This window comes from Streptomyces sp. NPDC029956 (assembly GCF_055574655.1).
In genome coordinates this window covers 55,616-82,317 of sequence record NZ_JBVHZJ010000019.1, presented here as the reverse complement: position 1 = coordinate 82,317, position 26,702 = coordinate 55,616, and the positions used below count along the sequence as shown (strand labels likewise).

General features: G+C 71.8%; 24 protein-coding genes, 4 tRNA genes and 1 other RNA gene. 13 read left to right on the top strand and 16 right to left on the bottom strand.

Features of this window, described 5'->3' with window-relative positions:
* Positions 1–195: 195 nt before the first annotated feature.
* Entirely contained in the window at positions 196–450 is a 255-nt protein-coding gene (locus ACZ4XX_RS17795) for a DUF3073 domain-containing protein (RefSeq protein WP_030318267.1), read from the top strand.
* 168 nt (positions 451–618) lie between these two features.
* Here the strand turns inward: ACZ4XX_RS17795 and purM are convergent, their stop codons facing one another.
* From purM to ACZ4XX_RS17775, 4 genes are all read right to left on the bottom strand, one after another.
* A complete protein-coding gene (gene purM / locus ACZ4XX_RS17790; RefSeq protein ID WP_468508815.1) occupies positions 619–1,686 on the bottom strand; it encodes a phosphoribosylformylglycinamidine cyclo-ligase in 1,068 nt (355 codons plus the stop codon).
* A 57-nt stretch (positions 1,687–1,743) separates the two neighbouring features.
* Positions 1,744–3,270, bottom strand: coding sequence for an amidophosphoribosyltransferase (purF, locus tag ACZ4XX_RS17785; RefSeq protein ID WP_030318264.1), 1,527 nt, complete (start codon positions 3,268–3,270; stop codon positions 1,744–1,746).
* 272 nt (positions 3,271–3,542) lie between these two features.
* Complete coding sequence (locus ACZ4XX_RS17780; RefSeq protein WP_468508814.1) at positions 3,543–4,406, bottom strand: META domain-containing protein; 864 nt, start codon at positions 4,404–4,406, stop codon at positions 3,543–3,545.
* A 78-nt stretch (positions 4,407–4,484) separates the two neighbouring features.
* Positions 4,485–5,273, bottom strand: coding sequence for a maleylpyruvate isomerase family mycothiol-dependent enzyme (locus ACZ4XX_RS17775; protein WP_468508813.1), 789 nt, complete (start codon positions 5,271–5,273; stop codon positions 4,485–4,487).
* A gap of 79 nt (positions 5,274–5,352) precedes the next feature.
* Here ACZ4XX_RS17775 and ACZ4XX_RS17770 point away from each other — a divergent pair, with 79 nt between their 5' ends.
* On the top strand, positions 5,353–5,763 hold the full coding sequence (locus ACZ4XX_RS17770) for a nuclear transport factor 2 family protein (RefSeq protein WP_468508812.1): 411 nt from the start codon (positions 5,353–5,355) through the stop codon (positions 5,761–5,763).
* Here ACZ4XX_RS17770 and ACZ4XX_RS17765 read toward each other — a convergent pair.
* The 5 genes from ACZ4XX_RS17765 to purS form a co-directional block, all read right to left on the bottom strand.
* Positions 5,751–6,581, bottom strand: a complete 831-nt coding sequence (locus tag ACZ4XX_RS17765; RefSeq protein WP_468508811.1) for a M23 family metallopeptidase — start codon at positions 6,579–6,581, stop codon at positions 5,751–5,753. The genes ACZ4XX_RS17770 and ACZ4XX_RS17765 overlap by 13 nt on opposite strands.
* A 31-nt stretch (positions 6,582–6,612) precedes the next feature.
* Positions 6,613–7,170 (bottom strand): ArsR/SmtB family transcription factor, encoded by a 558-nt coding sequence (locus tag ACZ4XX_RS17760; RefSeq protein ID WP_468508810.1) that lies wholly within the window; start codon positions 7,168–7,170, stop codon positions 6,613–6,615.
* Between the two features lie 102 nt (positions 7,171–7,272).
* Entirely contained in the window at positions 7,273–9,522 is a 2,250-nt protein-coding gene (purL, locus tag ACZ4XX_RS17755; RefSeq protein WP_468508809.1) for a phosphoribosylformylglycinamidine synthase subunit PurL, read from the bottom strand.
* On the bottom strand, positions 9,522–10,202 hold the full coding sequence (gene purQ, locus ACZ4XX_RS17750; RefSeq protein WP_015035033.1) for a phosphoribosylformylglycinamidine synthase subunit PurQ: 681 nt from the start codon (positions 10,200–10,202) through the stop codon (positions 9,522–9,524). The genes purL and purQ overlap by 1 nt, the downstream gene beginning before the upstream one ends.
* Positions 10,199–10,444 (bottom strand): phosphoribosylformylglycinamidine synthase subunit PurS, encoded by a 246-nt coding sequence (purS, locus tag ACZ4XX_RS17745; RefSeq protein WP_017240564.1) that lies wholly within the window; start codon positions 10,442–10,444, stop codon positions 10,199–10,201. Before purS ends, purQ begins: the two co-directional genes overlap by 4 nt.
* Before the next feature lie 366 nt (positions 10,445–10,810).
* Between purS and ACZ4XX_RS17740 the strand changes: the two genes are divergently transcribed.
* The 8 genes from ACZ4XX_RS17740 (at position 10,811) to ACZ4XX_RS17705 (ending at position 15,586) form a co-directional block, all read left to right on the top strand.
* Positions 10,811–11,152 carry a histone-like nucleoid-structuring protein Lsr2 gene (locus ACZ4XX_RS17740; RefSeq protein ID WP_030318247.1) on the top strand — a complete coding sequence of 114 codons (342 nt, stop codon included), beginning with the start codon at positions 10,811–10,813 and terminating at the stop codon, positions 11,150–11,152.
* A gap of 123 nt (positions 11,153–11,275) precedes the next feature.
* A tRNA-Gly gene (locus tag ACZ4XX_RS17735) sits at positions 11,276–11,347 on the top strand.
* Positions 11,348–11,427: 80 nt separating this feature from the next.
* Positions 11,428–11,503: transfer RNA gene (locus tag ACZ4XX_RS17730), tRNA-Gly, on the top strand.
* Between the two features lie 155 nt (positions 11,504–11,658).
* Positions 11,659–12,600: an ABC transporter ATP-binding protein gene (locus ACZ4XX_RS17725; protein ID WP_468508808.1), complete on the top strand. Its 942-nt coding sequence runs from the start codon at positions 11,659–11,661 to the stop codon at positions 12,598–12,600.
* Complete coding sequence (locus ACZ4XX_RS17720; RefSeq protein ID WP_468508807.1) at positions 12,597–13,514, top strand: ABC transporter permease; 918 nt, start codon at positions 12,597–12,599, stop codon at positions 13,512–13,514. Before ACZ4XX_RS17725 ends, ACZ4XX_RS17720 begins: the two co-directional genes overlap by 4 nt.
* 52 nt (positions 13,515–13,566) lie before the next feature.
* On the top strand, positions 13,567–14,823 hold the full coding sequence (locus tag ACZ4XX_RS17715; RefSeq protein WP_468508806.1) for a sensor histidine kinase: 1,257 nt from the start codon (positions 13,567–13,569) through the stop codon (positions 14,821–14,823).
* A complete protein-coding gene (locus ACZ4XX_RS17710; RefSeq protein WP_468508805.1) occupies positions 14,820–15,488 on the top strand; it encodes a response regulator in 669 nt (222 codons plus the stop codon). The genes ACZ4XX_RS17715 and ACZ4XX_RS17710 overlap by 4 nt, the downstream gene beginning before the upstream one ends.
* Positions 15,489–15,510: 22 nt before the next feature.
* Positions 15,511–15,586: transfer RNA gene (locus tag ACZ4XX_RS17705), tRNA-Gly, on the top strand.
* Between the two features lie 125 nt (positions 15,587–15,711).
* Here the strand turns inward: ACZ4XX_RS17705 and ACZ4XX_RS17700 are convergent.
* From ACZ4XX_RS17700 to ffs, 6 genes are all read right to left on the bottom strand, one after another.
* Positions 15,712–16,620 carry a phosphoribosylaminoimidazolesuccinocarboxamide synthase gene (locus tag ACZ4XX_RS17700; protein WP_468508804.1) on the bottom strand — a complete coding sequence of 303 codons (909 nt, stop codon included), beginning with the start codon at positions 16,618–16,620 and terminating at the stop codon, positions 15,712–15,714.
* Between the two features lie 88 nt (positions 16,621–16,708).
* On the bottom strand, positions 16,709–18,169 hold the full coding sequence (locus ACZ4XX_RS17695; RefSeq protein ID WP_468508803.1) for a N,N-dimethylformamidase beta subunit family domain-containing protein: 1,461 nt from the start codon (positions 18,167–18,169) through the stop codon (positions 16,709–16,711).
* A gap of 289 nt (positions 18,170–18,458) precedes the next feature.
* Complete coding sequence (locus ACZ4XX_RS17690; protein WP_468508802.1) at positions 18,459–20,543, bottom strand: M48 family metalloprotease; 2,085 nt, start codon at positions 20,541–20,543, stop codon at positions 18,459–18,461.
* A gap of 251 nt (positions 20,544–20,794) precedes the next feature.
* Entirely contained in the window at positions 20,795–22,045 is a 1,251-nt protein-coding gene (purD, locus tag ACZ4XX_RS17685; RefSeq protein WP_468508801.1) for a phosphoribosylamine--glycine ligase, read from the bottom strand.
* A gap of 61 nt (positions 22,046–22,106) precedes the next feature.
* Positions 22,107–24,260, bottom strand: coding sequence for a DNA polymerase III subunit gamma and tau (locus tag ACZ4XX_RS17680; RefSeq protein WP_468508800.1), 2,154 nt, complete (start codon positions 24,258–24,260; stop codon positions 22,107–22,109).
* Positions 24,261–24,459: 199 nt separating this feature from the next.
* Positions 24,460–24,558: signal recognition particle sRNA small type (gene ffs / locus ACZ4XX_RS17675), an RNA gene on the bottom strand.
* A 287-nt stretch (positions 24,559–24,845) separates the two neighbouring features.
* On the opposite strand from ffs, the gene ACZ4XX_RS17670 reads away from it, so the two are divergent.
* A tRNA-Ser gene (locus ACZ4XX_RS17670) sits at positions 24,846–24,933 on the top strand.
* Between the two features lie 69 nt (positions 24,934–25,002).
* On the opposite strand, the gene ACZ4XX_RS17665 is transcribed toward ACZ4XX_RS17670, so the two are convergent.
* On the bottom strand, positions 25,003–25,635 hold the full coding sequence (locus tag ACZ4XX_RS17665) for a TetR/AcrR family transcriptional regulator (protein WP_468508799.1): 633 nt from the start codon (positions 25,633–25,635) through the stop codon (positions 25,003–25,005).
* A 132-nt stretch (positions 25,636–25,767) separates the two neighbouring features.
* Between ACZ4XX_RS17665 and ACZ4XX_RS17660 the strand changes: the two genes are divergently transcribed.
* A complete protein-coding gene (locus tag ACZ4XX_RS17660) occupies positions 25,768–25,983 on the top strand; it encodes a hypothetical protein (RefSeq protein WP_468508798.1) in 216 nt (71 codons plus the stop codon).
* 130 nt (positions 25,984–26,113) lie between these two features.
* A complete protein-coding gene (locus ACZ4XX_RS17655; RefSeq protein ID WP_468508797.1) occupies positions 26,114–26,551 on the top strand; it encodes a VOC family protein in 438 nt (145 codons plus the stop codon).
* Positions 26,552–26,702 lie beyond the last annotated feature (151 nt).

The window sequence follows — 26,702 nt, the reverse complement described above, 5'->3', positions numbered from 1 at the left end:
GATTGACCAGCGAGGAAAGGGCGCCTCGATGGTTCTGTACCGGGGTATGTGATGCGCGCGGCGTACCGTAGACCCGCGGAAACAGGTACCGTTGAAGCCCTACGGACCGGTCTCTCTTTCGAGAGTCCGTTCCGAATCATGAACGCGTGTCAAGACTCTGGGGCCATCGAGCCCCGTCACCGAGGGGGTCGAGCCATGGGGCGCGGCCGGGCAAAGGCCAAGCAGACCAAGGTCGCCCGCCAGCTGAAGTACAGCAGCGGCGGGACAGACCTGACGCGTCTGGCCAATGAGCTGGGCGCTTCGACTTCGAACCAGCCGCCGAATGGCGAGCCGTTCGAGGACGACGACGAGGAAGACGACCCGTACGCCCAGTACGCGGATCTCTATAACGAGGACGACGAGGACGAGGACGACGAGTCCGGTCCGAGTGCGTCCCCGCGTCGCGCTTGACCTTCTGAATCGCATGGCAGAAACCCGGTCCGGGATCACCCGGCCGGGTTTCTGTGCTGTCCGCGTCCGGGCGCCGCAGGGCCCTGTACGACCCGTACGGGGGCGGCTCCCCCCGACGCGAACGGGGCACTCCCTCAGGAGCGCCCCGTCACCTCGTACCGCCGAGGACTACTTCGCGTAGTCCCCGACCAGCTCCGCGCCCGTGGTGTGCGCGCCGCGCTCGGTGATCTCGCCCGCGACCCAGGACTCGACGCCCCGGTCCCCCAGCGTCGTCAGGGCCGCGTCCACGAACTCGGCCGGCACGACCGCCATCATGCCGACACCCATGTTCAGGGTCTTCTCCAGCTCCAGGCGCTCCACCTGACCGGCCTTGCCGACCAGGTCGAAGATCGCGCCCGGCGCCCAGGTCGAACGGTCGACCGTGGCGTGCAGGCCGTCCGGGATCACCCGGGCCAGGTTGGCCGCCAGACCGCCGCCCGTGATGTGGCTGAACGCGTGGACGTCCGTCGTCCGGGTGAGGGCCAGGCAGTCCAGCGAGTAGATCTTCGTGGGCTCCAGGAGCTCCTCGCCGAGCGTCCGGCCGAGCTCGTCGACCCGCTGGTCGAGCGTCATGCCGGCGCGGTCGAAGACCACGTGCCGGACGAGCGAGTACCCGTTGGAGTGAAGACCCGAGGAGGCCATGGCGATGACCGCGTCCCCCGTACGGATGCGATCGGCGCCGAGCAGCCGGTCGTGCTCCACGACACCCGTGCCCGCGCCGGCGACGTCGAAGTCGTCCGGGCCGAGGAGGCCCGGGTGCTCCGCCGTCTCGCCGCCGACCAGCGCACAGCCGGCCAGGACACAGCCCTCGGCGATGCCCTTGACGATGGCGGCGACCCGCTCGGGGTGGACCTTGCCGACGCAGATGTAGTCGGTCATGAAGAGCGGCTCGGCGCCGCAGACGACGATGTCGTCCATGACCATCGCGACCAGGTCGTGGCCGATCGTGTCGTACACGCCCATCTGGCGGGCGATGTCGACCTTCGTACCCACGCCGTCGGTGGCGGAGGCGAGCAGCGGACGCTCGTAGCGCTTGAGGGCGGAGGCGTCGAAGAGGCCGGCGAAGCCCCCGAGGCCACCGAGGACCTCGGGGCGCTGCGTCTTCTTCACCCACTCCTTCATGAGCTCGACGGCGCGGTCACCCGCTTCGATGTCGACGCCCGCGGACGCGTAGCTGGCACCGGTGGTCTCAGGCATGGCTGGGAACTTTCGTGTCGTACTGCGGTTGCAGCGGGGTCTTACGGGCGACGGCGCTCACGGGCGGCGGAGCGCGTCGGAGGCCGCCGTGGCAGCGGGACCCGCGGCCAGTTCGGTCTCCAGGAGCTGCTTGCCGAGCAGCTCGGGGTCCGGCAGCTCCATCGGGTACTCGCCGTCGAAACAGGCACGGCAGAGGTTCGGCTTCTGGATCGTGGTCGCCTCGATCATCCCGTCGATCGAGATGTACGAGAGCGAGTCCGCGCCCAGCGACTTGCCGATCTCCTCGATCGACATGCCGTTGGCGATCAGCTCCGCGCGGGTCGCGAAGTCGATGCCGAAGAAGCAGGGCCACTTCACCGGCGGCGAGGAGATCCGGATGTGGATCTCGGCCGCGCCGGCCTCGCGGAGCATCTTGACGAGGGCGCGCTGGGTGTTGCCGCGGACGATCGAGTCGTCGACGACCACCAGGCGCTTGCCCTTGATGACGTCCTTGAGGGGGTTCAGCTTCAGCCGGATGCCGAGCTGGCGGATGGTCTGGGAGGGCTGGATGAAGGTGCGCCCGACGTAGGCGTTCTTCACCAGACCCGCGCCGAACGGGATGCCCGAGGCCTCGGCGTAGCCGATCGCGGCCGGGGTGCCGGACTCCGGAGTCGCTATCACCAGGTCGGCCTCGACGGGCGCCTCCTTCGCCAGGCGGCGGCCCATCTCCACGCGGGAGAGGTACACGTTCCGGCCGGCGATGTCGGTGTCCGGGCGAGCCAGGTACACGTACTCGAAGACACAGCCCTTGGGCTTCGCTTCCGCGAATCGCGAGGTGCGGATGCCGTTCTCGTCGATCGCGATCATCTCGCCCGGCTCGACCTCGCGGACGTAGCTGGCGCCGCAGATGTCGAGGGCGGCGGACTCGGAGGCGACCACCCAGCCACGCTCCAGGCGGCCGAGGACCAGCGGGCGGATGCCCTGCGGGTCACGGGCCGCGTAGAGCGTGTGCTCGTCCATGAAGACGAGGGAGAAGGCGCCCCGGACATCGGGAAGGACCTTGGCGGCACCCTCCTCGATGGTGAGCGGCTTGCCCTCGTCGTCGACCTGGGCGGCGAGGAGCGCCGTGAGCAGGTCGGTGTCGTTGGTGGCCGCGACACGGGTGCTGCGGCCTTCCTTCTTGGGCAGGTCGGCGACCATTTCGGCGAGCTGCGCCGTGTTCACCAGGTTGCCGTTGTGGCCGAGCGCGATCGAGCCGTGGGCGGTTGCCCTGAACGTCGGCTGCGCGTTCTCCCACACGGAGGCCCCGGTGGTCGAGTAGCGGGCGTGACCGACCGCGATATGACCTTGGAGGGAACCGAGAGAGGTCTCGTCGAAGACCTGGGACACGAGGCCCATGTCCTTGAAGACGAGGATCTGGGAGCCGTTGCTGACCGCGATTCCCGCGGATTCCTGGCCCCGATGCTGGAGGGCGTAGAGCCCGAAGTACGTGAGCTTTGCGACCTCTTCACCCGGAGCCCAGACACCGAAGACGCCACAAGCGTCCTGGGGGCCCTTCTCACCGGGAAGCAGGTCGTGATTGAGTCGACCGTCACCACGTGGCACGTTTCCGAGTGTAGACGGGCTCGACCACTGGTCCGAATTGAGGAAATGCGGGACCCCCCTCGCTCGTGCGATCGCACGAAATGATCATCTCCGGCTTGGAGAGGGCTACGAGGCAGGCGCGGTAAGGGATTCCCGGCCCGGACCCCTCCCGAGCGGACGCTCGTACCAGGACGGCAGTTCCGTCGCGATGTGACGGAGGGCACCCTGGAGAGGGTCGTTCACCGGGACGCCGGGGGCTCTTGGCCCTCCGTTCCGCCCGCACCCTCGGAGGATCAGCCAGTCGCGCCGGGGGTCGCCTTCGCCCCGCTGGCCGCTGTCGCCCCCAGGCCCTCGCCCTCGGCATTGGCGAGGGTCAGCGACCGGTGGTCCAGGCGATAGGTCAACGGACCGTCGAGGAGCTCGTACAACCGGGTCTCCAGCTGCATCTGCGGGCCGGTGCACATCATCCGGGTGGTCGCCGCCGGGCCCTCGATCGTGAGCGTCTTCCCCTCGACACGGGCGGTCGCGGAGAAGTTGTTGCAGCCCAGGTTCCCGGTGACCCGGCCGTCCGCGCCGAGCACGAGACGGGCCTTCTCGCCGCTGCCGGCGGGCAGCGAGGACGCGGTGTCCCCCGAGATCAGCCCGTCGATCTTCCAGGTGGTGCCGCGCAGCGGGAGGTCCGCCTCTGCGGTCAGCTCCAGGCCGTTGCGGCCGTCCGGGGAGGTCAGGGTGAGGGCCTCGCCCTTCTGCTTCCCCTTGAGCGGGCCGGTGAAGGCCTCCACCAGCGCCGTCTCGAAGCGCTGCCGGTCCCCGGGACAGCCCATCTCGGTGATCTCCTGCGGGGTGACGGTCAGGGTGTCCCCCTGCACGGCGACGGTCGCGCCGAAGGTGTTGCAGCCGCTGTTCCCGCGGGCGCGGCCGTCCGCGCCGAACTCGACGCGGGCGCCGTCCGGGGCGGCGGACCTGCGGCCGTCGAGCGTGACGGCGCCGATCGTCCAGTGGGTACCGGCGACGGGCAGGTCGGGGGAGACGGTGTCGGAACCGGAGCCGGAGCCCGCTCCCGTGGTGCCTCCCTCCGTGCCGCAGGCGGCGAGGAGGAGGGCCAGGGCGGCGGCGGATGCGGCGGATGCGAGGGTGCGCGGCGTCGGCGTCTGCATGACGGTGGGACGGGCCGCGGCGGAAGTCGGTTCCGCGGCCGGTTCCGGTTCCGCCGGAGCCGGTTCCGGCGGGTCGTCTCAGCCCATCAGGGGCAGGAGGTCCTTCAGGTCGGCCCGTTCGCCGCTCGCGCCGACCCGGGCCTCGTCCAGCTCCGTCGCCCATTCCGCCCGCCCGGTCGCGAGGCGGATCCAGGTCAGCGGGTCGGTCTCGACCACGTTCGGCGGGGTGCCCCGGGTGTGCCGGGGGCCCTCCACGCACTGCACCACCGCGTACGGCGGGATCCGCACCTCGACCGCCCCGCCCGGTGCCTTCGCCGCGAGGGCGTCGGCGAGCAGCCGGGTGCAGGCGGCGAGGGCCTGCCGGTCGTAGGGGACGCCGGCGCCGGTCGCGGCGTTGAGGTCGTCGGTGTGGACGACGAGCTCGACGGTCCTGGTGACGAGGAACTCGCCCACGGTCATCGCGCCGAAGCGGGTGGGGACCAGCCGCTCGTCGGAGACGCCCGCGAGCGCCGCCTCGTACCGCGCGGCCGTCTCCGCGAACAGCGCCGGCAGATCGGCCGTGTCGATCGCCCGGGTGTCCTCGTCGATGCTCGCCGCCTCCGTCGCCGTGGCCAGGGGCCAGTCGAGCAGGGTGAGCTCCCGGTGGGCCGGCTCGGGCTCCCCGAGCTTCCGGGCCATCGAGGCGAGCACCATCGTCAGATGCGCCGCCAGGTCCCGTACCGTCCACTCCCCCAGCCGGGTCGGCCGGTCGAGCTGCTCGGGCGTGAGCGCCGCGACCGCCTCCCGGACATGGGCGAACTGGGCGAGCACGGCTGCCCTGGTCCTGACGGGGTCGTAGCGACGGGTGCGCTTCTTGGCCGGTGGCATGGGGGCGAGGGTAGTCGGAGACTGGTAGGGGGAGGGCTTCCGGCAGCGCACCCGTTCGACCGAGAGGGGTCGATGAGCGATGGCTGAGCACCCTGACGCCGCCCTGATCCGCCGGGGCTTCGCCGCGTGGACCAAGGGAGACATGGAGGCCGTCGGCGAGCTGATGACGGCGGACTGTACGCACCACTCGCCCGGCGAGAGCCAGATATCCGGGCACATCAAGGGCCGGGACAACGTCCTCGACATGTACCGGAAGATGTTCGAACTCACCCGCGGCGAGATGCGGGTCGAGCTGCAGAGCGTCTCCGTCGACGGGCGCGGCCATGCCGTGGCGGCGAACCGGTTCTACGCCACGCGCGAGGACAAGGGCATGGGCATCGAGATGAACGGCGCTCTCGTCTTCACCATCATCGGCGGCAAGATCTCCGACATCGACGAGTGCGTCGAGGACATCGACGTCTCCGACGCCTTCTGGGGTCAGGCCGGGTAGACGGAGTCGCGCGGCACCTCGAACCGCTCGCCGTTCTTCGGTACGCCGACACCGCGCCAGGTGAACGGCACGCCGCTCGCCGTGTCCACGTCCGGGCCGTCCATCAGCTGGAAGTGCACGTGCGGCTCGGTGGAGTTGCCCGAGTTCCCGCACCGGGCGAGTTCCCGGCCGGCCGTGACCCGGTCGCCCGGGCGGACGGCGAGGGAGCCGCGCCTCAGATGCCCGTACATCGCGTACGTACCGTCGCCGAGGTCGAGGACGAGGTGGTTCCCGGTGATCCGGCGGGCTCCCCCGATGCTCCGCGCGCCGGACTCGATCAGCAGCAGATAGAGGACACCGAGGAGCGAACTGCGGCTGAGGTGGTCGCGCTGGCCGTCCTCGGCGTGCACGACGGTCCCGTCGGCGACCGCGAGCAGCGGCGCGTCGAACGCCGGGAAGTCCTCGCTTCGCCGGACCACCGGCCACAGCCACGCGAAGCCCGGGCGGGGCCGCGCCTCGTCCTCCCGGGTGATGTCGATCGCGTACGTCTGGCCCAGCTGGTGGGTGCCGTGACTGGGCGTCCGGTCCGCCGGGCTGTTCAGCGCCGACCAGAGGCCGGTGACCGGCGGGTCCACCTCGACCGTGGCGCGGGGCGTGGCCATGACCCGGCTGCGGGCGGTCCGGGAGAGACCGATGCCGAGGAGCATCGCGACGATCACGGGCAGCCAGCCCGCCCAGTACGGGTACGGCAGTTCGACGACGAACGAGGCGATCACCTGGACGACGAACGCCAGCCAGAGCACGCGGTGGAGAGCCGCCACCAGTTTGCGCGAGGACATCCGGATTTCCCCCTGTGGATCGTGGTGTGGGTTACGGGCGGGCCGCGGTGAGGACCACCAGGAGCGGGACGACCCGGGCTCCCGGGACCTCGTAGCGACCGCGTCCGACGGTCCTGAGCCATCCCGCGCCGGTCAGCTGGCGCAGGTGGTGGTAGATCTGGCCGGTCGTGCCGATCTCCTCCAGGTCCGCCAGTTCGGCGGCCGTGCGCCGGCCGCCGAGGATCTCCCGCAGCAGACGGAGCCGTACGGGATGACCGAGCGCGGCGAAGGACTCGGCGGCGTCCGCCCAGTCCTCCTCGAACAGCTGCCCGGTGAAGGCGCCGAACTGCCACTCGTACCGCTCCCGGGTCGGCAGCCCGACCGTTCCGGTGAAGACGACCGCACCGTCCTCGCCCCGGTCCCCCGGGTCCGCCGCGAGCTGCGCCTTGAGGCCTTCGAGGGCCCAGAGCGGGCTGTCGGTGGCCTCGGATGCGGGGCGCTCCGGGCTTTCGGCCGTGCATCCTGCCGCGCCTTCGGCCGTGCTTCCGGCCGCGTTCTCCAGGGCCGCGATACGCCGTTCCAGCGCGGCGACCCGCTCTTCCAGCTCCATACCGTTGAGATTACGTAATTACGTAATCACTCGCAAGAGGAGAACGCGAAAGCCCCCGCCCGGACCTTTCGGTCCGGACAGGGGCTTCCCCGGTGCTCCGTATCAGGCCAGCAGGGCCGGAATCGTCGCCTCGTGCGCCGTGCGCAGCTCCGTCAGGGAGAGCGCGAACTCACCCTGGACGTCGACGGCGTCTCCGTCGACGACACCGATCCGCGCCGCCGGCAGGCCCCGCGCACCGCACATGTCGGTGAAGCGGAGCTCCTCGCTGCGCGGAACGGCCACGACCGCACGGCCCGCCGACTCGCTGAAGAGGAACGTGAACGCGTCCAGGCCCTCCGGGACGACCAGGCGCGCGCCGTTCCCGCCCCGCAGGCAGGACTCGACGACCGCCTGGACGAGACCGCCGTCGGACAGGTCGTGCGCGGCGTCGATCATGCCGTCGCGCGAGGCCGAGATCAGGATCTCGCCGAGCAGCTTCTCCCGGTCGAGGTCCACGGCCGGCGGCAGACCGCCGAGGTGCTGGTGGACGACCTCGGACCAGGCCGAGCCGCCGAACTCCTCACGCGTGTCGCCGAGCAGGTAGAGGAGCTGGCCCTCTTCCGCGAAGGCGATCGGCGTACGGCGGTTGACGTCGTCGATCACACCGAGGACGGCCACGACCGGCGTCGGGTGGATCGCGACCTCACCGGTCTGGTTGTAGAGCGAGACGTTGCCGCCGGTCACCGGGGTGCCGAGCTGGAGGCAGCCGTCCGCGAGACCACGGGTGGCCTCGGCGAACTGCCACATCACGGCCGGGTCCTCGGGCGAACCGAAGTTCAGGCAGTCCGAGATGGCCAGCGGCTTCGCACCGGAGGCGGCGACGTTGCGGTACGCCTCCGCCAGCGCGAGCTGCGCCCCCGTGTACGGGTCGAGCTTGGCGTACCGGCCGTTGCCGTCGGTCGCCATGGCCACGCCGAGGTTGGTCTCCTCGTCGATACGGACCATGCCCGCGTCCTCGGGCTGTGCCAGGACCGTGTTGCCCTGCACGAACCGGTCGTACTGGTCCGTGATCCAGGACTTCGACGCCTGGTTCGGGGAGGAGACCAGCTTCAGGACCTGGTCCTTCAGCTCCTCGCCCGTCTGCGGCCGGGGCAGCTTGCCGGCGTCGTCGGCCTGCAGCGCGTCCTGCCAGTCCGGACGCGCGAACGGCCGGTGGTAGGTCGGGCCCTCGTGGGCGACGGAGCGCGGCGGCACGTCGACGATCTGCTCGCCGTGCCAGAAGATCTCCAGACGCTCGCCCTCGGTCACCTCACCGATGACGACCGCGATGACGTCCCACTTCTCGCAGATCTCCAGGAAGCGGTCGACGTGCTGCGGTTCGACGATCGCGCACATGCGCTCCTGCGACTCGCTCATGAGGATCTCCTCGGGCGAGAGCGTGGCGTCGCGCAGGTGGACCTTCTCGAGGTCGACGTGCATGCCGCCGGAGCCCGCGGAGGCCAGCTCGGACGTGGCACAGGAGAGCCCGGCGCCGCCGAGGTCCTGGATGCCCGCGACGAGCTTCTCCTTGAAGATCTCCAGGGTGCACTCGATGAGGAGCTTCTCCTGGAAGGGGTCGCCGACCTGGACCGCCGGACGCTTGGTCGGCTTGGTGTCGTCGAAGGTCTCGGACGCGAGGACCGAGACGCCGCCGATGCCGTCGCCGCCCGTGCGGGCGCCGTACAGGATCACCTTGTTGCCGGGGCCGGAGGCCTTGGCGAGGTGGATGTCCTCGTGCTTCATCACGCCGATGCAGCCGGCGTTGACCAGCGGGTTGCCCTGGTAGCACTCGTCGAAGACGACCTCGCCGCCGATGTTCGGCAGGCCGAGGCAGTTGCCGTAGCCGCCGATGCCGGCGACGACACCGGGCAGCACGCGCTTGGTGTCGGGGTGGTCGGCCGCGCCGAAGCGCAGCGGGTCGACGACCGCGACCGGACGGGCGCCCATGGCGAGGATGTCGCGGACGATGCCGCCGATGCCCGTGGCCGCGCCCTGGTAGGGCTCGATGTACGAGGGGTGGTTGTGCGACTCGACCTTGAAGGTGACCGCGTACCCCTGGCCGACGTCGACGACGCCGGCGTTCTCACCGATGCCGACGAGCATGGCGTCGTTCTCGGGGACCTTCTCGCCGAACTGCTTCAGGTGGACCTTGCTGCTCTTGTAGGAGCAGTGCTCGGACCACATGACGGAGTACATGGCGAGCTCGGCGCCGGTGGGTCGGCGGCCGAGGATCTCGCGGATGCGCGCGTACTCGTCCTCCTTGAGGCCGAGCTCCTTCCAGGGCTGCTCGCTGTCCGGCGTCTCGCTCGCGTGCTTGACGGTGTCGAGGCTCATCAGGCGTTGACCAGCTTCTTGAGGATCGAGGTGAAGAAACCGAGGCCGTCCGTCTTGCCCGTGCCGACGAGCGGCTCGACGGCGTGCTCGGGGTGCGGCATGAGGCCGACCACGTTGCCCGCGGCGTTGGTGATGCCCGCGATGTCACGCAGCGAGCCGTTGGGGTTCATGTCCAGGTAGCGGAAGGCGACCCGCCCCTCGGCCTCGAGCTCGTCGAGCACCCGCTCGTCGGCGACGTACCGGCCGTCCATGTTCTTGAGCGGGACCTCGATCTCCTGGCCCTCGGTGTAGTCCGAGGTCCAGGCGGTCTCCGCGTTCTCCACCCGCAGCTTCTGGTCGCGGCAGATGAAGTGGAGGTGGTTGTTGCGCAGCATCGCGCCCGGCAGCAGGTGCGCCTCGGTGAGGATCTGGAAGCCGTTGCAGATACCGAGGACGGGCATGCCCGCCTTCGCCTGCTCGATGATCGTCTCCATCACCGGCGAGAAGCGGGAGATGGCTCCGGCCCGCAGGTAGTCGCCGTAGGAGAAACCGCCGGCCAGGACCACGGCGTCGACCTGCTTGAGGTCCTTGTCGCGGTGCCAGAGCGATACGGGTTCGGCGCCCGCGAGGCGGGCGGCACGCAGCGCGTCCTGGTCGTCGAGCGTTCCGGGGAACGTGACGACGCCGATGCGTGCGGTCACGACTCCACCTTCACGATGAAGTCTTCGATCACGGTGTTGGCAAGGAAGGTCTCGGCCATCTCATGGATGCGGGCGAGGGCGGCGTCGTCGACGGGTCCCTCCACCTCCAGCTCGAAACGCTTCCCCTGACGGACGTCGGCGATTCCGGCGAATCCCAGGCGGGGCAGTGCACGCTGCACCGCCTGCCCCTGAGGGTCGAGGATCTCCGGCTTGAGCATGACGTCGACTACGACGCGTGCCACTGGCACTCCCGGTGGTGTGTTGCGTGGGCGGTTCCCTCAGCGTACCTGTCTCCAAATTCTACGCGGGTAGAGATCTGAAGGATCCTACAAAAGCCAGGCCAGGGCGGCGCCCCGCCAGGGATCGCGACCGACGCCCCCACGGGAGCACACCCACGCAAAATTCCAGTGAAATATTGCGGACCTCATTGCGGCGGGACACGCTGAAACAATTGCCAGGGCTTCACAATGCGACGCCCACCGCTGTACAAAGGAATCGAGAAGAAATCAGCATTGTCGCGGCACAGCCGTACGGTCGGCATCGCCGCACGTCAGAGGCGCCACAAGCGCCCCCTCTGCGGTACCGACCGCAGGAAAGGACCGATATCCGTGGCTCAGCGTGTGGTGGTCACAATCTCCGACGACATGGACGGCGGAGAAGCGGCTGAAACGGTCGCGTTCGGCCTCGACGGGAAGATGTACGAGATCGACCTGAATGCTGCCAATGCAAAGAAACTCCGCAAGGCACTCGCCCCGTACCTCGCCGCCGGACGCAAGTTGCCGGCGAAGGCCGTGACCGGCCGGAGCGCCTCCCTGGAGTCGTACACCCACACCTCCCTCGCGCCCGACCCGGCGGCGGTCCGCGCCTGGGCGCAGTCCAACAAGATGGAGGTGCCGGCCCGCGGCCGGATCCCGAAGCGGGTCTACGAGGCCTTCCGCGCCGCGAGTTGAGCGGGCCGGCCCCCGGCCGCCGACGCGGCGCGCCGGAGCCGATTTGCATTGCACCCCCCATGATCCGCTAAAGTCTGGAACACGCCGAGGGGCGAGGCCGCAAAGCCCCACCTCACGCAGCGTGCGGGTGTAGTTCAGTAGTAGAACATCCCCCTTCCAGGGGGAAGGCGCAGTGTGCAATTCCTGTCACCCGCTCTGCATCGCAAGACCAAGCACTCCGGTGCATCAGGTAGAGTGGTGCTCGCACCGCCCAGTGAGAGCTGAGCGGCAGCAATGCGGACGTGGCTCAGTTGGTAGAGCATCACCTTGCCAAGGTGAGGGTCGCGAGTTCGAATCTCGTCGTCCGCTCCAGATCGAAGGCCCCGGTTCTCTGGAACCGGGGCCTTCGTCGTGTCTCCTGATCGCGAGCGATCCGGCGAACCCCGGTCCGCCCCATGACATTTGTCAGAAGCGGGTGGTGACAGCGCGCACTGCCGGACGGACCCCGCCGCCGGAAACCTGGACACATGACCAACGCGATCGAAGCGGAAGGCCTGCGCCGGGGCTACTCGGGCGACTTCGAGGCCGTCCGCGGCATCTCCTTCACCGTCCCGCACGGCGAGATCTTCGCCCTCCTCGGCACCAACGGCGCCGGGAAGACCTCGACCGTCGAACTCCTCGAAGGCCTCGCCGCCCCGAGCGCCGGCACCGTCCGCGTCCTCGGCCACGACCCGTACCGCGAACGGGCCGCCGTCCGCCCCCGGATCGGCGTGATGCTCCAGGAGGGCGGCTTCCCCTCCGAACTGACCGTGGCCGAAACCCTACGGATGTGGGCGGACTGCACCACCCATGCCCGCCCCGCCGCCGAAGCACTCGGCGCCACCGGCCTCACCGGACGCGAGGACGTACGGGTCAAGCAGCTCTCCGGCGGCGAACGACGCCGGCTCGACCTCGCCCTCGCCCTCCTCGGCCGCCCCGAGGTCCTCTTCCTCGACGAACCCACCACCGGCCTCGACGCCGAGGGCCGCCGCGACACCTGGGAACTCGTCCGCGCCCTCCGTGACGGCGGCACCACCGTGCTGCTCACCACCCACTACCTGGAGGAGGCCGAAGCCCTGGCCGACCGGCTCGCGATCATGCACCGCGGGGAGATCGTCCTCTCCGGCACCCCGGCCGAGGTCACCGCCGCCCGGCCCGCCCGCATCCGCTTCACCCTCCCCACCGGGGTCCCGGCCGCCCGGCTCCCGCTGCGACTGCGGGCCGCCGAGGACGGCGGGCGGGTGGAGATCCGTACCGAATCCCTCCAGGACGACCTCGCCACGCTGCTCGACTGGTCCCGGGACGAGGGCGTACGGCTCGACGGGCTCGACGCCCGCTCCGCCTCGCTCGAAGAGGCCTTCCTCGACATCGCCGCCGCGGCGGACACCGTGACAGAAGCCCGGACCCCGGAACCGGAGGCCGTTCGATGAGTTCCCCCGCCCAGCTCCCCCCGCCCACGCCGCTCCCTCCCGGCGCACCCCTCCCTCCCGGCGCACAGCTTCCTTCGCGTACGCCACGACCGTCGCGTACGCCACGTCCTTCGCATACGCCGCTCCCTCCCCGAACGCCGCTCCGAGGGCGGCTCCCCTCCCGCAAGCGGCTCCTCGCCCTCGGGCGGGCCGAGCTCACGCTCCTCGTCCGCAACCGCACCGCACTCTTCGGCGCCCTCCTCGTCCCCCTCCTCATGGTGGAAGCGGTCCGCAGCTCCCTGAAGAGCGTCGACCTCGGCAAGGCCGGCACGAGCATCGCCGAGGTCGCCGTGACCGGAGCCATCGGCATGGCCCTCCTCATCGGCGTCTACAGCAACCTCGTCGCCGCCTTCGCCGCCCGCCGCGAAGCCCTCGTCCTCAAACGGCTGCGCACGGGAGAGCCGACCGACCCCGAGATCATGACCGGGATCGCGCTGCCGGCCACCACGCTCGTCCTCGCCCAGAGCGCCGTCCTCACCATCGGCGGCATCGCCGTCCTCGACCTGCCCGTACCCGCCCGGCCCGATCTGCTCCTCGCCGGCGTCGTCCTCGGCAGCATCCTGCTCACCACCGTCGCCGCGGCCACCTCGGCCGTCACCCGCACCCCCGAGAGCGCCCAGCTCACCGCGCTGCCGCTGGTCCTGATCTCCTCCCTCGGCTCCGGGCTCTTCGTCCCCCTCTCGATGCTTCCCGACGGACTCGCGTCCGTCTGCGAACTGCTGCCGGTGACCGGGGTCATGACGTTCGTACGGGCCGGCTGGTCGGGCGGCGTGGAAGCCGGAGACCTGCTGGGCGCGGCGGCCGTCACGGTGGCCTGGACCGTGGTCTCGGTGTTTGCTGTCCAGCGGTGGTTCCGCTGGGAACCCCGGCGCTGAGGAACCCGGCGCGAGACCGAGAGAGGACGGACCCGCGCCCGTGAAGAGGCACGTGAAGAGGCCCGTGAAGAGCTGGAACGGCCGGAGCGGCCTCGCCAAGGTCGACCTCTACACCCGCGTCACCGCGTACATGCTGCTGTGGGCCGCCGTCCTCGTCCTCGGCCTCCTGCTCCTGATCCGGCCGATCCGGCACGAGGCCCCGCTGCTCCTCGTCGTCGTCGCCCCGCTGCTCAACCTCGCCAACGGGGTTCTCTGCCACCGCTTCCTGCGCCGCGCCATGGACACCTACCTCAAGCCCGGGACCGTGCTCCCGCCGCGCGAAGTGCTTCCCGCCGCGGCGGTCGCGGCGGCGACCGCCGGAGCCGTCCTCCTCGAAGCGGCCACCGCCGACCTGACGGACCTGCTCCCTCCGATGCTCGGAGCGGCGCTCGTGCCCTTCTTCGCCGGGCACTGCCTGATCCTTCCCGGCCGGACCGTGGCTCTTCACCAGGCCCTGCTCGCCGGGGTCCTCCTGGTCCTCGTACCTCTCACCGGCCGGGGCGCGGAACAGAGCATCGCGTCCGTGCTCACCGCCGTCTCCCTCACCGGCTGGCTCGCCGTCACCGTCCGGCTGTCGCTCTGGGTGCTCGGCGTCGTCTTCGAACTGCGCGAGGCGCGCGACGTGCAGGCCCGGCTCGCCGTCGCCGAGGAACGGCTGCGCTTCGGGCGCGACCTGCACGACATCCTCGGCCGGAACCTCTCCGTGATCGCCCTCAAGAGCGAGCTCGCCGTCCAGCTCGCGCGGCGCGAACGCCCCGAGGCGGTCGACCAGATGATCGAGGTGCAGCGCATCGCGCAGGAGTCCCAGCGAGAGGTACGGGACGTCGTGCGCGGCTACCGCGAGGCGGACCTGCGGGTGGAGCTGGAGGGCGCGCGGGGCGTGCTCGACGCGGCCGGGATCGACTGCTCCGTCGACTCCCCGGGGCCTGCGCTCGACCTGCCCGACGAGGTCCAGGCGGCGCTCGGGTGGGTGGTCCGGGAGACCACGACGAACGTACTGCGACACGGGGACGCGCGGCGCTGCGCCATCGCCGTGCGGGAGAAGGAGGACACGGTGCTGTTGACGGTGGAGAACGACGGCGCGAGCGGCGGGACCGCGAGCGGCGGGACGAAGGGGGTCGGCGCCGGCTCGGGGCCCGGCACCGGGCTCGTGGGGCTGCGGGAGCGGCTCGCCGCGGTCGGCGGGACCCTCGAAGCGGGGCCGGGCGACGGCGGTACGTTCCTCGTGACGGCCCGGATTCCGGTGGCCCGGGCGGGGGTGCGGCGATGACCGCGCCCGGAGCCGCGCCTGTGCCGGGACCCGTACCCGCGTCCACTCCTGCACCCGCGCGCGTACGCGTGCTGCTCGCCGACGACGAGCATCTGATCCGTGGCGCGGTCGCCGCACTGCTCGGTCTCGAGGACGACCTCGTCGTCGTCGCCGAGGCCGCGACCGGGCCCGAGGCCCTCGCCATGGCCCGCGCCCATCGCCCCGACGTCGCGGTCCTCGATCTGCAGATGCCGGGGGCGGACGGTGTGAGGGTCGCCACAGTCCTGCGGGACGAACTGCCCGGCTGCCGCACCATGATCGTGACAGGTCACGGCCGCCCCGGACACCTCAAGCGGGCCCTCTCGGCCGGCGTCCGCGGCTTCGTCCCGAAGACCGTCAGCGCCCAGCGGCTCGCCGAGATCATCCGTACCGTGCACGCCGGAAACCGTTACGTGGACCCGGAGTTGGCAGCCGACGCCATCGCCGCCGGGGACTCCCCGCTGACCGCTCGGGAGGCCGAGGTCCTCGAGTTCTCCGCCGACGGCGCACCCGTCGCGGAGATCGCCCGGCGCGCGTCACTCTCCCCCGGAACCGTCCGCAACTACCTCTCGTCGGCGGCCGCGAAGCTCGGTGCCGAGAACCGGCACACGGCGGTGCGTCTCGCGCAGGCGAAAGGTTGGGTATAGTTAGCTCCGCGCCAAGGCGCATGCGGACGTGGCTCAGTTGGTAGAGCATCACCTTGCCAAGGTGAGGGTCGCGAGTTCGAATCTCGTCGTCCGCTCCATGAAGAAGCCCCCGGTCGAATCGACCGGGGGCTTTCTCGTGTCCCGTTCCATTCCGTTCCCGCGGTGCGCCCCGAGGCGTACGCCGGGGAACGGGCACACACCTCGGGGCACACGCGTCGGGGGCTCAGAAGCTGTCGGACCAGGACTCGCCGGTCAGCAGCTCGTACGCCTCCAGGTACTTGGCGCGCGTGGCGGCCACGATCTCCGGCGGGAGCGGCGGCGGGGGCTGCTCGCTCTTGCGGTCCCAGCCGGAGGCCGGGGAGGTCAGCCAGTCCCGGACGAACTGCTTGTCGTACGAGGGCTGGGCACGGCCCGGCTCCCACTGGTCCGCCGGCCAGAAGCGCGAGGAGTCCGGGGTCAGGACCTCGTCGCCGAGGACGAGCGTCTCCCCGTCGAACCCGAACTCGAACTTGGTGTCCGCGAGGATGATCCCGCGCTCGCGGGCGATGTCCCTGGCCCGGCTGTACACGGCGAGGGTCGTCTGCCGCAGCAGCGCGGCCGTCTCGGAGCCGACCTGACGGGCGACCTCCTCGTACGACACGTTCTCGTCGTGGTCGCCGACCGCGGCCTTGGTGGCCGGGGTGAAGATCGGGGCGGGCAGCTCGGAGCCGTCGCTGAGCCCCTCGGGGAGCGCGAGGCCGCAGACCGTGCGGGACTCGTCGTACTCGAGGAGACCGGAGCCGGTGAGGTAGCCGCGGGCCACGCACTCGACCGGGACCATGTTCAGCGACTTGCAGACCGTGGTGCGGCCCGCCCAGTCGGCGGGGGCGCCGGCCGGCAGCTCGGTCGAGATGACGTGGTGCGGGACCAGGTCGGAGAGCCGGTCGAACCACCACAGGGAGAGCTGGGTGAGCACCCGGCCCTTGTCGGGGATCTCGGTGGGCAGCACCCAGTCGTACGCGGACATGCGGTCGCTCGCCACCATCACGAGGTCGCCGTCCTCGTTCCGGTACAGGTCGCGCACCTTGCCCGTGTGGAGATGGGTGAGGCCCGGGACCTGGACGGGCTCGGGCTTTTCTACGAATCCGGACACGGTTCCTCCGCGTAGGTTGATCCAGGAGCGAGTCCGATTCTCTCGCACATCCGGGCGGCCCCGGCCGCCCGGCCCTGTGACCCCCCGCTCAGTCCCTCTTGCAGATCCGGTCGAGGAGGTTCGCGGTGGCGCGCTGGACCCGGGCGTCGACATGGCCCGGCCGGTCGAGCGACGGCGACCAGGCGAAGGTGCCGGACGCGAAGACCCAGGCTCCCGAGGGCGCCCGGTAGAGGCTCGTCTCCTGATGCCGGAGCGCCCCCTCGCCATCGCGGTAGGGCGAGTGGGCGAGCAGGATGCGGCCCTGGTGCTCGGGGAGCGCCGTCCGCGGGAAGTAGCGGTCGGCCTCGCCCGCGACCAGGCCGGGGAGCTCGTCGCCGTCACCGGCGCCGGTGGCCTCCCAGAGCCAGTGCTCGGCGTTCCGTACGACCAGGGGGTGCGGTTCGGGCACCCGGCCCGCGTACTGGATGCCGAGGAGCTGCTGCTCGGGCCGGTCGACCTCGCGCCAGAGCGCGGGCCGGCCGGGGCCGCGGCGCTTGCGGCAGGTGAGGAGCCGGTCCGGCACCCCGGACGGCGAAGGCCCCAGCTCCACCTGCCAGTACATGGTGTTGGCGGAGAGGAAGACCAGGGACGTGCCCTGGTCGCGGGCGAGCTCGACGGTCTTGCGCATCGGCACCGACCAGTACTCGTCGTGCCCGGGGAAGACCAGGCCCCGGTAGCGGCTCGGGTCGACCCGGCCCGCGTGCAGATCGCGGGTCTCGGCGTACGCCAGGTCGTATCCATAGCGCTCGGCCCAGCGGATGAAGTCGTACGCGTGCCCGACGTGGAGCGGCAGCCCCGCGCCCGCGTACGGACGGTCGAAGGAGACGGTGACGGCGGCGTCCTGCTCGCCGAGCAGCCGGCCCTCCTCGTCCCAGGCGTGGTAGAGGCTGGCGCCGGTGTGGCCGTCCTCCGGATAGAGGTTGTACGCCTGCCAGGTCACGTCCGGGAGGACGAGGAGCAGATCCGCCGGGTGGTTGTCGCGGACCGTGAAGGGGATGTGCGAGCGGTAGCCGTCGGCGGTGGTGAGGACTGCGACGTACGCCCCGATCGACCAGTAGCTGGGGACCTGCAGCCGCCAGGACTGCCACCAGTGGTGGCAGGAGACCGTGCGGTCGGCCGTCAGCGGGGCCGGCTGGACGATCCCGGAGAGCCGCGGGCTCGTGGTGATCTTCGCGGCGCCGTCGCCGCCGTAGTGCCCGATCCGGTAGACGTCGACCGAGAACTGCTGCGGCGGGTCCACCGTGATGTGGAAATCGATCGACTCGCCCGGCGCCACGGCTCCGTCGGAGGCGAAACCCTTGATCTGGCGCCGGACGTCGTCGGCCGTGCGCGGGCCGCCGCTGCCGCCCCGGGCCAGGATCTCGTCCGCGTACCAGGGGACCATCTGCCCGGTGTCGTCGAAGTAGTTCTCGGAACCGCGCAGCCAGGGCAGCGGGCCCTGGCCGAACGGATCGGTGACGGCGTGCGCCAGCGCACCCGACTCCCACCGCCTGATCTGATCCGCCCCCATGCTGCGCCCCTCCCTCGACTCCCCCGGGTCGGCTGGTCAGTGCCTGTCTGCTTGTACCGGTTCGTGCCTCTGGTTCGGGCTCCTGGTGCGTGCCTCTGTCAGTGGCGGTCTCCAGCACATCACATAACGCACGCACTCCGTCACCGTTCGTCGTGAATTGGCGAGAGTGGAAGACGGGGCTCCGAAACGGGGGTGGTCTCCAGCCGGCCTCCAGGGCTTCCCCGGAGGCCTCGGACCGGCCTCGGACCGGCCTCAGACCGGACCGGCCTCAGACCAGCTCGGACCGGCTTCAGACCAGGCGTACGGGCTTCTCGGCCCGCACCCCCGTGCGGGCCAGCCAGACCCGCAGCGGCTCCGGGTCGCCCTCCTCGACGAGCGCGAGGACGCGGGGGCCGAGGTCCGTCGCCCGCTCGCCGCCGACGAGGAGCGCGGGACCGTCGAGCCAGTCGAGACCGGGGGTTGCCTCGGCGGTGTCCACGGCCGCGCAGCAGACCATCGCGGTGACGTGGTCGGCGAGCAGGTCGCGTCCGGAGCGGGGCGGCTGGAGCGGGAAGAGCGGCAGCGGGCCGTCCGGGCCGCTGACGACCACGGGGGGCGCGGTGCCGGAGTGCCGGTCGTCCTTCTTCTCGGCGCCCTTCTCGGCGCCGCGGGCCGCCGCCTCGGCGGTCAGGGCGGTGGCGACCACGCGCGCCTCCCGGGCGGCCTCCTCACGCGCGAGGAGCACGCTGAGCGCGGCGGCGAGCGCCTCGGCGGCGGGGTTGACGGCCTCTTCGTCGCCTTCGTCGTCCCCGGTGACTTCGTCGTCCCCGGTGACTTCGTCGTCCCCGGTGCCGAGGTCGAGGTCACGGCCGAGGTCACGGTCGAGGTCCGTGGCGGACACGGTGTCGACGTCGGCGGCGATGCCGGTGTCGGCGGCAGCGGTGTCGGCGGCGGTGATGGGGGTGTCGTCCACCGGGAACGAGTGCTCCCGGGGCACGTCCTCAAAGGCTGCCCCATCGACGCCGGCACCGGCACCGGCGTCAGCGGCGGTTTCGGAGTCAGCGGCGGAGTCGGCATCGGAGTCGGCATCGGAGTCGACGGGCTTCGTCGGCTCCGTGGAGAGGTGGGCGATCACCCGGGTCAGGGTCGGGCCGTCGGAGACGCCCTCACCGCCCCCGCCCGCGGCGGCGGACTCCGCCAGTCCGAGGCCGTCGAGGACCCGGTGCAGCCGGGCCGCGTCGGTGCGCCACTTCCGGTCGACGACCTCCTCCGGGTACTGGCTCCACTCCACCGGGGACCAGTCCGGGCCGGGCTCGGCCGGCCCGCCGTGGAAGAGACGGGCGGCGAGCAGCGAGGTGGCCTCGTCGACCGCTCCCGGCTCCTCCAGGAGGTCGCAGGCGGGGCGCTCGCCGAGCCGGGAGGAGAAGCCGTCCGCGAGCCGGTCGCGGCGGGAGAGCTCGGTCAGGGCGGAGACCACACCGGCGTCGAGCTTGGCGGGCCAGCGGCCCATCCGCCAGGCCGGCAGCGCGACTCGGGTCAGGAGCCGGTCCCAGCCCGCGTACGCCAGGCCGACCTGCTCCTGGGCGACGATCCGTACGCCGTAGTCCACGGCCTGGGCGCGCTCCGAGCCGGCGGCGGCGACCCCGCGTTCCATCTCGGCGACGTGCCCGCGACAGGCGCGGAGGAGGACACGGGCGACCTGCCCGACGCCGTGTGCGCCGAGGCGGCGGACCGGGTCGAGACCGGGGGTCTCCGGCACGGCCACGGCGGCGTCCAGGCCCCGGACGAAGCGGCGGGCCGCGGCTATGTCGGGGTGTGCGGCAGGGCCCGTACCGGCGACGACGGGGGCGAGGACCGCCCGGAGCTCGCCGACGCGCATCCACCACAGGAAGGGCGAACCTATGACGAGGACGGGGGCGCCTTCGCCCTCCCCGTCGCCGCCCGGTGTGCGCAGCGCGCGGTGGGCCCGGTGCGTGCGGTCCTCGAGCCAGCTGTCGCAGTCCGGGGTCAGGGCTATCGCGGCGGGCGCCGGGACGTCGAGCCGGTCGGCCAGGTCCCGGACGAGCCGGTAGAGGTCGGGGGCGGCGGTCTCGGAGAGCTCCACCGTCGGTGTGGCGGCCGGACGGGCCCGGGCGACGACGAGGGCGACGGCGGTGGCGGCGAGCAGGACGACGACCGCGAGGACGGTCACCGTCCAGCGGGCCGCGTCCCAGCCGGAGCCGGTGAAGTGGCCGGTGACCCCGCCCGCGTAGAGGACGACGGCCACGGCGGCGGGCAGGACCGCGAGGCCCAGCGCCCTGCCGCGGACCCGGAGGACGGCGAGGGCCCGGGAGCGCGCGGCGCGCGCTCCCCACTCCTCGCCGACAACGGAACCGGTACCGGACACGCCGTACATCACCCCCTCCTGCCCACGTCGGGACTGCCTGTGGCGGTGTTGCTCACTCCCCCACTGTGGCACCCGCCACCGACATCGCAATGCCGGTGGGCCAAGTGCCGGAACGCCTTCGCCGCACCCTAGTTGGGGCTTCGGCGGACGTCATGCGGATGGCCCAGCCGTCACTCGAAGGTATGGCTTTGGGCAAAGGTGATGGATTTCGTGCGGCCGTACGATCCACCGCACGGCCGCACGAGAAATCAGCGGCCCTGTCAGGCCTCGGCGGCCTTCCGCGCGATGTCGGTGCGGTGCTGGGAGCCGTCAAGGCGGATACGGCCGACCGCCGCGTAGGCACGCTCGCGGGCCTGCGCCAGGTCCGTTCCGGTCGCGGTGACCGAAAGGACGCGGCCGCCCGCGCTGACGATCGCGTCGCCGTCCCGCTTCGTCCCGGCGTGCAGGACGTACGCGAGGGGGGCGTCCTTCTCGGCGACCTCGTCGAGGCCCTCGATCGGGTCGCCCGTACGCGGGGTCTCCGGGTAGTTGTGCGAGGCGACGACCACGGTGACCGCGGCCTCGTCGCTCCAGCTCAGCGGGGCCTGGTCGTCCAGGGTGCCGTTGGCGGAGTTCAGCAGGACACCGGCCAGCGGGGTGCGGAGCCGGGCCAGGACGACCTGGGTCTCGGGGTCGCCGAAGCGGGCGTTGAACTCGATGACCCGGACGCCGCGGCCGGTGATCGCCAGACCCGCGTACAGCAGGCCGGAGAACGGCGTGCCGCGGCGGCGCAGCTCGTCGACGGTCGGCTGGAGGACGGTCGCGAGGACCTCCTCGACCAGCTTCGGGTCGGCCCAGGGCAGCGGCGAGTAGGCGCCCATGCCGCCGGTGTTCGGGCCCTCGTCGTCGTCGAGCGCACGCTTGAAGTCCTGCGCGGGCTGGAGCGGGAGGACGGTGGTGCCGTCGGTGATGGCGAAGAGGGAGACCTCGGGGCCGTCGAGGAACTCCTCGATGACCACCCGGTCGCACGCGAGCGCGTGGGCCCGGGCCTGCGCGAGGTCGTCGGTGACGACGACGCCCTTGCCGGCGGCGAGGCCGTCGTCCTTCACGACGTACGGAGCGCCGAAGGCGTCGAGCGCCTCGTCGATCTCCTCCGGGGTCGTGCAGACGTAGCTGCGGGCGGTGGGCACCCCCGCGCCGGCCATGACGTCCTTGGCGAACGCCTTGGAGCCTTCCAGCTCCGCCGCTTCCCGCGACGGGCCGAAGACGGGGATGCCGACCGCGCGGACGGCGTCGGCGACACCGGCGACGAGCGGGGCCTCCGGGCCGACGACGACCAGGCCGGCGCCGAGCTCGGTGGCCAGGCGCGCGACGGCGTGGCCGTCCAGCTGGTCGACGGGGTGCAGCTCGGCGACCTCCGCGATTCCGGCGTTGCCGGGCGCGCAGTGCAGAGCGGTGACGTCGGGATCGAGGGAGAGAGAGCGGCACAGGGCGTGTTCGCGGGCGCCGCCGCCGATGACGAGGACCTTCACGCGAGCCAGAGTAGCCCGACGACCGGGATGCCCCTTGTGCGGGCCACTGAACGAGACGCCCCTACTCGTTCGTGTATTCCTCCACAACCGTGGCTCCGAGCTCGCGCACGATCAGGTCGTGCCCGGAGAGGGCGGAGTCGACGAGGTCCGGATCGTCCTCCTCCGGCACGTCGTCCTCGGGCGCCACGGGCTGCGGAGCCGGCGGCGTGTACGCGGGCGCGGGGGCGGGCGGCGGGGCCTGCTGGAAGGAGGAGGGCGCCGGTGCGGACGCGGGCACGGACTGCGCCTGCGGCTGTACGGGGGCGGACGGCGGCGCCTGCTGGAAGGACGGCGCGGGAGCGGCGGCGGACGCCTGCGGGCGGCCGAAGCCTCCGGTGCCGCCCGATCCGCCGAAGCCGGTCGCGGCGGGCGGCGGCGAGGCGCCGCCCGAGGGGTCGATGATCGCCTCGACCTTCCAGTTCACGTTGAACTGCTCGGCGAGGGCCTGCTTCAGGACGTCCTCGCTGCCGCTGCTCGCGAAGTTGTCGCGGGCTCCGGCGTTGAGGAAGCCGAGCTGGAGGGTCGTGCCGTCGAAGCCCGCGACCTGCGCGTTCTGGCTGAGCAGGATCCAGGTGAAGCGGCGCCGGTTCTTCACGGCGTCGAGGATCTGCGGCCAGAGGTTGCGCACCTGGGCGGTGTCACCGCCGCCGCCCGAGGCGACGGGAGCGGGCGCGGGGGCCTGCGGCGCGGGCTGCGCGTGGACGGGAGCGGGCGCGGCCGGCGTGGCGGCCGCCGCGGGCGTGGAAGCGCCGGGCCAGGCGCCGGGAGCGCCGCCGCCGGGCGTGGCGGCACCGGGCCAGGCGCCGGGGCGGGGAGCGGAGGGCTGCGCCTGAACCGGCTCGGGTGCGGGGACCGGTGCCGGAGCGGCCTGCGCATGAGCCTGTACGGGCATGGGCGCGGGGGCAGGTGCGGGGGCCGGCGGGGGCGGGGCCATCGGCGTGTGGGCGTCGGGCCCGGGGACGTACCCCATGGCGGGCGCGGGCGCTCCGGGCGTGAAGACGGGCGCGGGCCCGGTGGCCGCACCACGCTCCAGCCGGTCGAGGCGCGCCTGCACGGAGCGCTCGTCGTCGAAGGCGGCGGGCAGCAGCACGCGCGCGCAGATCAGCTCCAACTGGAGCCGGGGCGAGGTGGCTCCCCGCATCTCCGTCAGACCGGTGTTGACCAGATCGGCGGCCCGGCTGAGCTCGGCGGCACCGAACACGGACGCCTGCGCCTGCATGCGCTCGATCACGTCGGACGGGGCGTCGATGAGCCCCTTCTCGGCGGCGTCGGGCACGGCGGCCAGGATCACCAGGTCGCGCAGCCGCTCCAGGAGGTCGGCGACGAAGCGGCGCGGGTCGTTGCCGCCCTCGATGACCGTGTCGACGACCTCGAACGCGGCAGCGCCGTCACCGGCGGCGAAGGCCTCCACGACCGCGTCGAGCAGCGAGCCGTCCGTGTAGCCGAGCAGGGAGGTGGCCATGCCGTACGTCACACCGTCGGCGGCGGCTCCGGCGAGGAGCTGGTCCATCACGGACATGGAGTCACGCACGGAACCGGCGCCGGCGCGCACGACGAGCGGAAGCACGCCGTCCTCGACGGGGATGCCCTCGCGCCCGCAGACGTCGCGCAGGTACTCGCGCAGGGTGCCGGGCGGGACCAGCCGGAAGGGGTAGTGGTGGGTCCGGGACCGGATCGTCCCGATCACCTTCTCCGGCTCGGTCGTGGCGAAGATGAACTTGAGGTGCTCCGGCGGCTCCTCGACCACCTTCAGCAGGGCGTTGAAGCCCGCCGGGGTGACCATGTGGGCCTCGTCGATGATGTAGATCTTGTACCGGCTCGACGCGGGCCCGAAGAAGGCCTTCTCGCGCAGGTCACGGGCGTCGTCCACACCACCGTGCGAGGCGGCGTCGATCTCGATGACGTCGATCGACCCCGGCCCGTTCCGCGCGAGGTCACGGCAGGACTGGCACTCCCCGCAGGGCGTGGGCGTGGGCCCCTGCTCGCAGTTCAGACACCGCGCGAGAATGCGCGCACTGGTCGTCTTGCCACAGCCGCGGGGCCCGCTGAACAGGTACGCGTGATTGACCCGGTTGTTCCGCAGGGCCTGCTGCAACGGGTCGGTGACATGCTCCTGCCCGATGACCTCGGCGAAGGACTCGGGGCGATAGCGGCGGTAGAGCGCGAGAGACGACACATGTACGAGGTTATAGGCGCCCACCGACAACCCGGGAAAAACCCGCCACCGGGGTCCAGTGCCCGGGGGGCGGCTGTCGCCGGGGCCGACTGCCCCGGGCAGGCCTTGCGGGTACGGCCCCGGGGTACTGCACCAGGCGCTGCCGTGACCTTCTGCCGCTGCCGACCGCCCGGCCTGCCTCTGCCCCGCCCCGCAGGGGAACGCAAGCGCCCCCCACGCACCTGCCAGAGCCGACCTACCCTTGCTGCCTTCCGGCCCTGGGGGAGTTCAGTCAGATAGCACCGCGTGAGGGGCTTCGCCCAGAGTACCCGATGGCGAACACCCCGAAGCCCCGCGCCCCCTCACTCCCTGCCGGACACCCACCGGGCATGCGGCTGGAGCCCTCACCGGGCACCTCCCCGGGCGCCCCACCAGGTATCTCCCCGGGCGCCCCCGGACAGAGAGCACGAGACCTCGCTGAAGACGTCACCGAACACGACAGAAGACGTCACCGAGCACCCCGCCGGACACGTCGCCGGGCGCCTCACCACCCCCCACCAGGATCGAGTTCGCGAGCACCCTCTCCGGTCATGTAATGTTCGCCGCGGAGGATTCGCCTAGAGGCCTAGGGCGCACGCTTGGAAAGCGTGTTGGGGGCAACCCCTCACGAGTTCGAATCTCGTATCCTCCGCCAGTGCCTCACCGGGCACGATGTCGAAGGCCCCGCTGCTTGCAGCGGGGCCTTCGACGTTGTCCGGGGCGGTCAGCCCTTCCCGGCGGGGAGGCCGGCTTCGAGGAGATCGAAGACGTACGCCGCCTCCGGGGCCACGGTGGCCGCGATCCGGGCGTCGGGCTCACCGGCGAGGGTGAGCTCCTGGATGCGCTGGAACAGCAGGCGGTGGGCGGCACCGAGGAGCGCCGCGGCGGCCCGGGGGGCGATATCCGGGGCCTGGTCGGGGGCGACGGCCTCCAGGGCTTCGGCGAGGGCCTCCTCGCGCAGGTCGTGGAGTTCGCGCAGGCGGGTGCTCAGCGTGGGACTCTCGGCGACCATGCGGGCGAACTCCGGGCCGGCGAAGCCCGCGACGGGATCGCACTTCTCGACCGCGGCGGCGAACTCGCGCCGCAGCGCACCGAGCGCCGACTCGCCCGCGGCCCGGTCGGCGACCGCGCGGGCCAGGGTCGCGATGAACGCCTCGTGGTGGTCGAGGGCCAGGTCCTCCTTCCGCGGGAAGTAGTTGGTGACCGTCTTCTTGGCGACGCGGGCCGCCGTGGCGATCTCGGCGATGGTCGTCTGCTCGAAGCCCTGCTCCATGAAGAGGCGGGTGGCGTGGTCGGAGATCAGCTGCCTGGTCTCCTGCTTCTTGGACTCGCGAAGTCCCATGCTCTCGATACCCATGAGCGAATCTTACATGCGACGTAAAAATATGCTTGACGCACTCGCGCGGTCGTGCGTAAAGTTACGTCCGTCGCAAAAATCGCCCCGTGGAATCACAGGGCGGCCCACGAGCCAAAGGGGAAGAGGCCGCGCATGCCGAAGCAAGATCTCGCCGCGATCCGTACCGCGCTCGGCGCCGCGTTCGGTACCGCGTCCGTCGGTACCGCGTCCGTCGGCACCACCGAGCGCGGCGCGGTCCAGGACACCGGGCCGGCGCCCGTCACCCGGCGCCCCCCGCTGCGCGACCTGCCGCGCACGGGCCGCGGCGGGGCGCGTCACCGGATCCAGGCGCCGCGCCGCACGTACTGATTACGGACCACCTGGCTGCACGCCTGTCACCTGCTCGCCTACTCGGCTGTACGCCCGCCGACATCCCGACCCGCTGATCCACTGATCCGCTGACCTGCTGACCTGCTGACCTGCTTTCCGAGGAGCCACCGTGAACGTCTCCGCCTCCACCCTCTCCCTCACCGTCGCCGACGTGGACGCCTCCCGGGAGTTCCTCACCACGCACCTCGGGTACCAGGTGGCCATGGCCGCCGACGGCTTCGCATCGCTGACCCGCGAGGACGCCGCCGTCGACATCGTGCTGCTGCGGCGGGGCACCGACGTCCTGCCGCCCGAGCAGCGCGACCAGCAGGCCGCGGGCCTGATCCTGGCGTTCACCGTCACCGACCTCGCGGCGGAAGAGGCCCGACTGAGGGCCGAGGGCGCTCCCCTCACGATGCCGCTGCGCGAAGAGCCCTGGGGTGAGCGGCTGTTCCAGCTGACCGACCCCAACGGCGTCGTGGTCCAGCTGGTCGAGTGGGTCACGCCCTCCGCCGACCTCGACCCCGCGGCAGAGGAGGCGCCCACCGCGCAGGTGGCCGCCCCGTAGCCCGAGCCCGTCGGCGGGCACGCGGGTGCCGCTCTGGGCTGCATGGTGCTGCCCTCCCCCGTAAATGCCGGTGGGGGGGGGGGGGGGGGGGGGGCGGGGGCGGGGGGGGGGCGGGGGGGTGCACCGGGGGAGAGAGGGGAGAGAGGAGGGG

What these genes read in the sequence shown, in the direction of transcription:
- ACZ4XX_RS17795 (WP_030318267.1), top strand. Translation starts at nt 196, where the DNA reads ATGGGGCGCGGCCGGGCAAAGGCCAAGCAGACCAAGGTCGCCCGCCAG.
- ACZ4XX_RS17665 (WP_468508799.1), bottom strand. Translation starts at nt 25,635, where the DNA reads ATGGGTATCGAGAGCATGGGACTTCGCGAGTCCAAGAAGCAGGAGACC.
- ACZ4XX_RS17775 (WP_468508813.1), bottom strand. Translation starts at nt 5,273, where the DNA reads ATGCCACCGGCCAAGAAGCGCACCCGTCGCTACGACCCCGTCAGGACC.
- ACZ4XX_RS17660 (WP_468508798.1), top strand. Translation starts at nt 25,768, where the DNA reads ATGCCGAAGCAAGATCTCGCCGCGATCCGTACCGCGCTCGGCGCCGCG.
- ACZ4XX_RS17780 (WP_468508814.1), bottom strand. Translation starts at nt 4,406, where the DNA reads ATGCAGACGCCGACGCCGCGCACCCTCGCATCCGCCGCATCCGCCGCC.
- purL (WP_468508809.1), bottom strand. Translation starts at nt 9,522, where the DNA reads ATGAGCCTCGACACCGTCAAGCACGCGAGCGAGACGCCGGACAGCGAG.
- ACZ4XX_RS17720 (WP_468508807.1), top strand. Translation starts at nt 12,597, where the DNA reads ATGAGTTCCCCCGCCCAGCTCCCCCCGCCCACGCCGCTCCCTCCCGGC.
- ACZ4XX_RS17770 (WP_468508812.1), top strand. Translation starts at nt 5,353, where the DNA reads ATGGCTGAGCACCCTGACGCCGCCCTGATCCGCCGGGGCTTCGCCGCG.
- ACZ4XX_RS17760 (WP_468508810.1), bottom strand. Translation starts at nt 7,170, where the DNA reads ATGGAGCTGGAAGAGCGGGTCGCCGCGCTGGAACGGCGTATCGCGGCC.
- ACZ4XX_RS17690 (WP_468508802.1), bottom strand. Translation starts at nt 20,543, where the DNA reads ATGTACGGCGTGTCCGGTACCGGTTCCGTTGTCGGCGAGGAGTGGGGA.
- ACZ4XX_RS17765 (WP_468508811.1), bottom strand. Translation starts at nt 6,581, where the DNA reads ATGTCCTCGCGCAAACTGGTGGCGGCTCTCCACCGCGTGCTCTGGCTG.
- purM (WP_468508815.1), bottom strand. Translation starts at nt 1,686, where the DNA reads ATGCCTGAGACCACCGGTGCCAGCTACGCGTCCGCGGGCGTCGACATC.
- ACZ4XX_RS17725 (WP_468508808.1), top strand. Translation starts at nt 11,659, where the DNA reads ATGACCAACGCGATCGAAGCGGAAGGCCTGCGCCGGGGCTACTCGGGC.
- ACZ4XX_RS17695 (WP_468508803.1), bottom strand. Translation starts at nt 18,169, where the DNA reads ATGGGGGCGGATCAGATCAGGCGGTGGGAGTCGGGTGCGCTGGCGCAC.
- ACZ4XX_RS17710 (WP_468508805.1), top strand. Translation starts at nt 14,820, where the DNA reads ATGACCGCGCCCGGAGCCGCGCCTGTGCCGGGACCCGTACCCGCGTCC.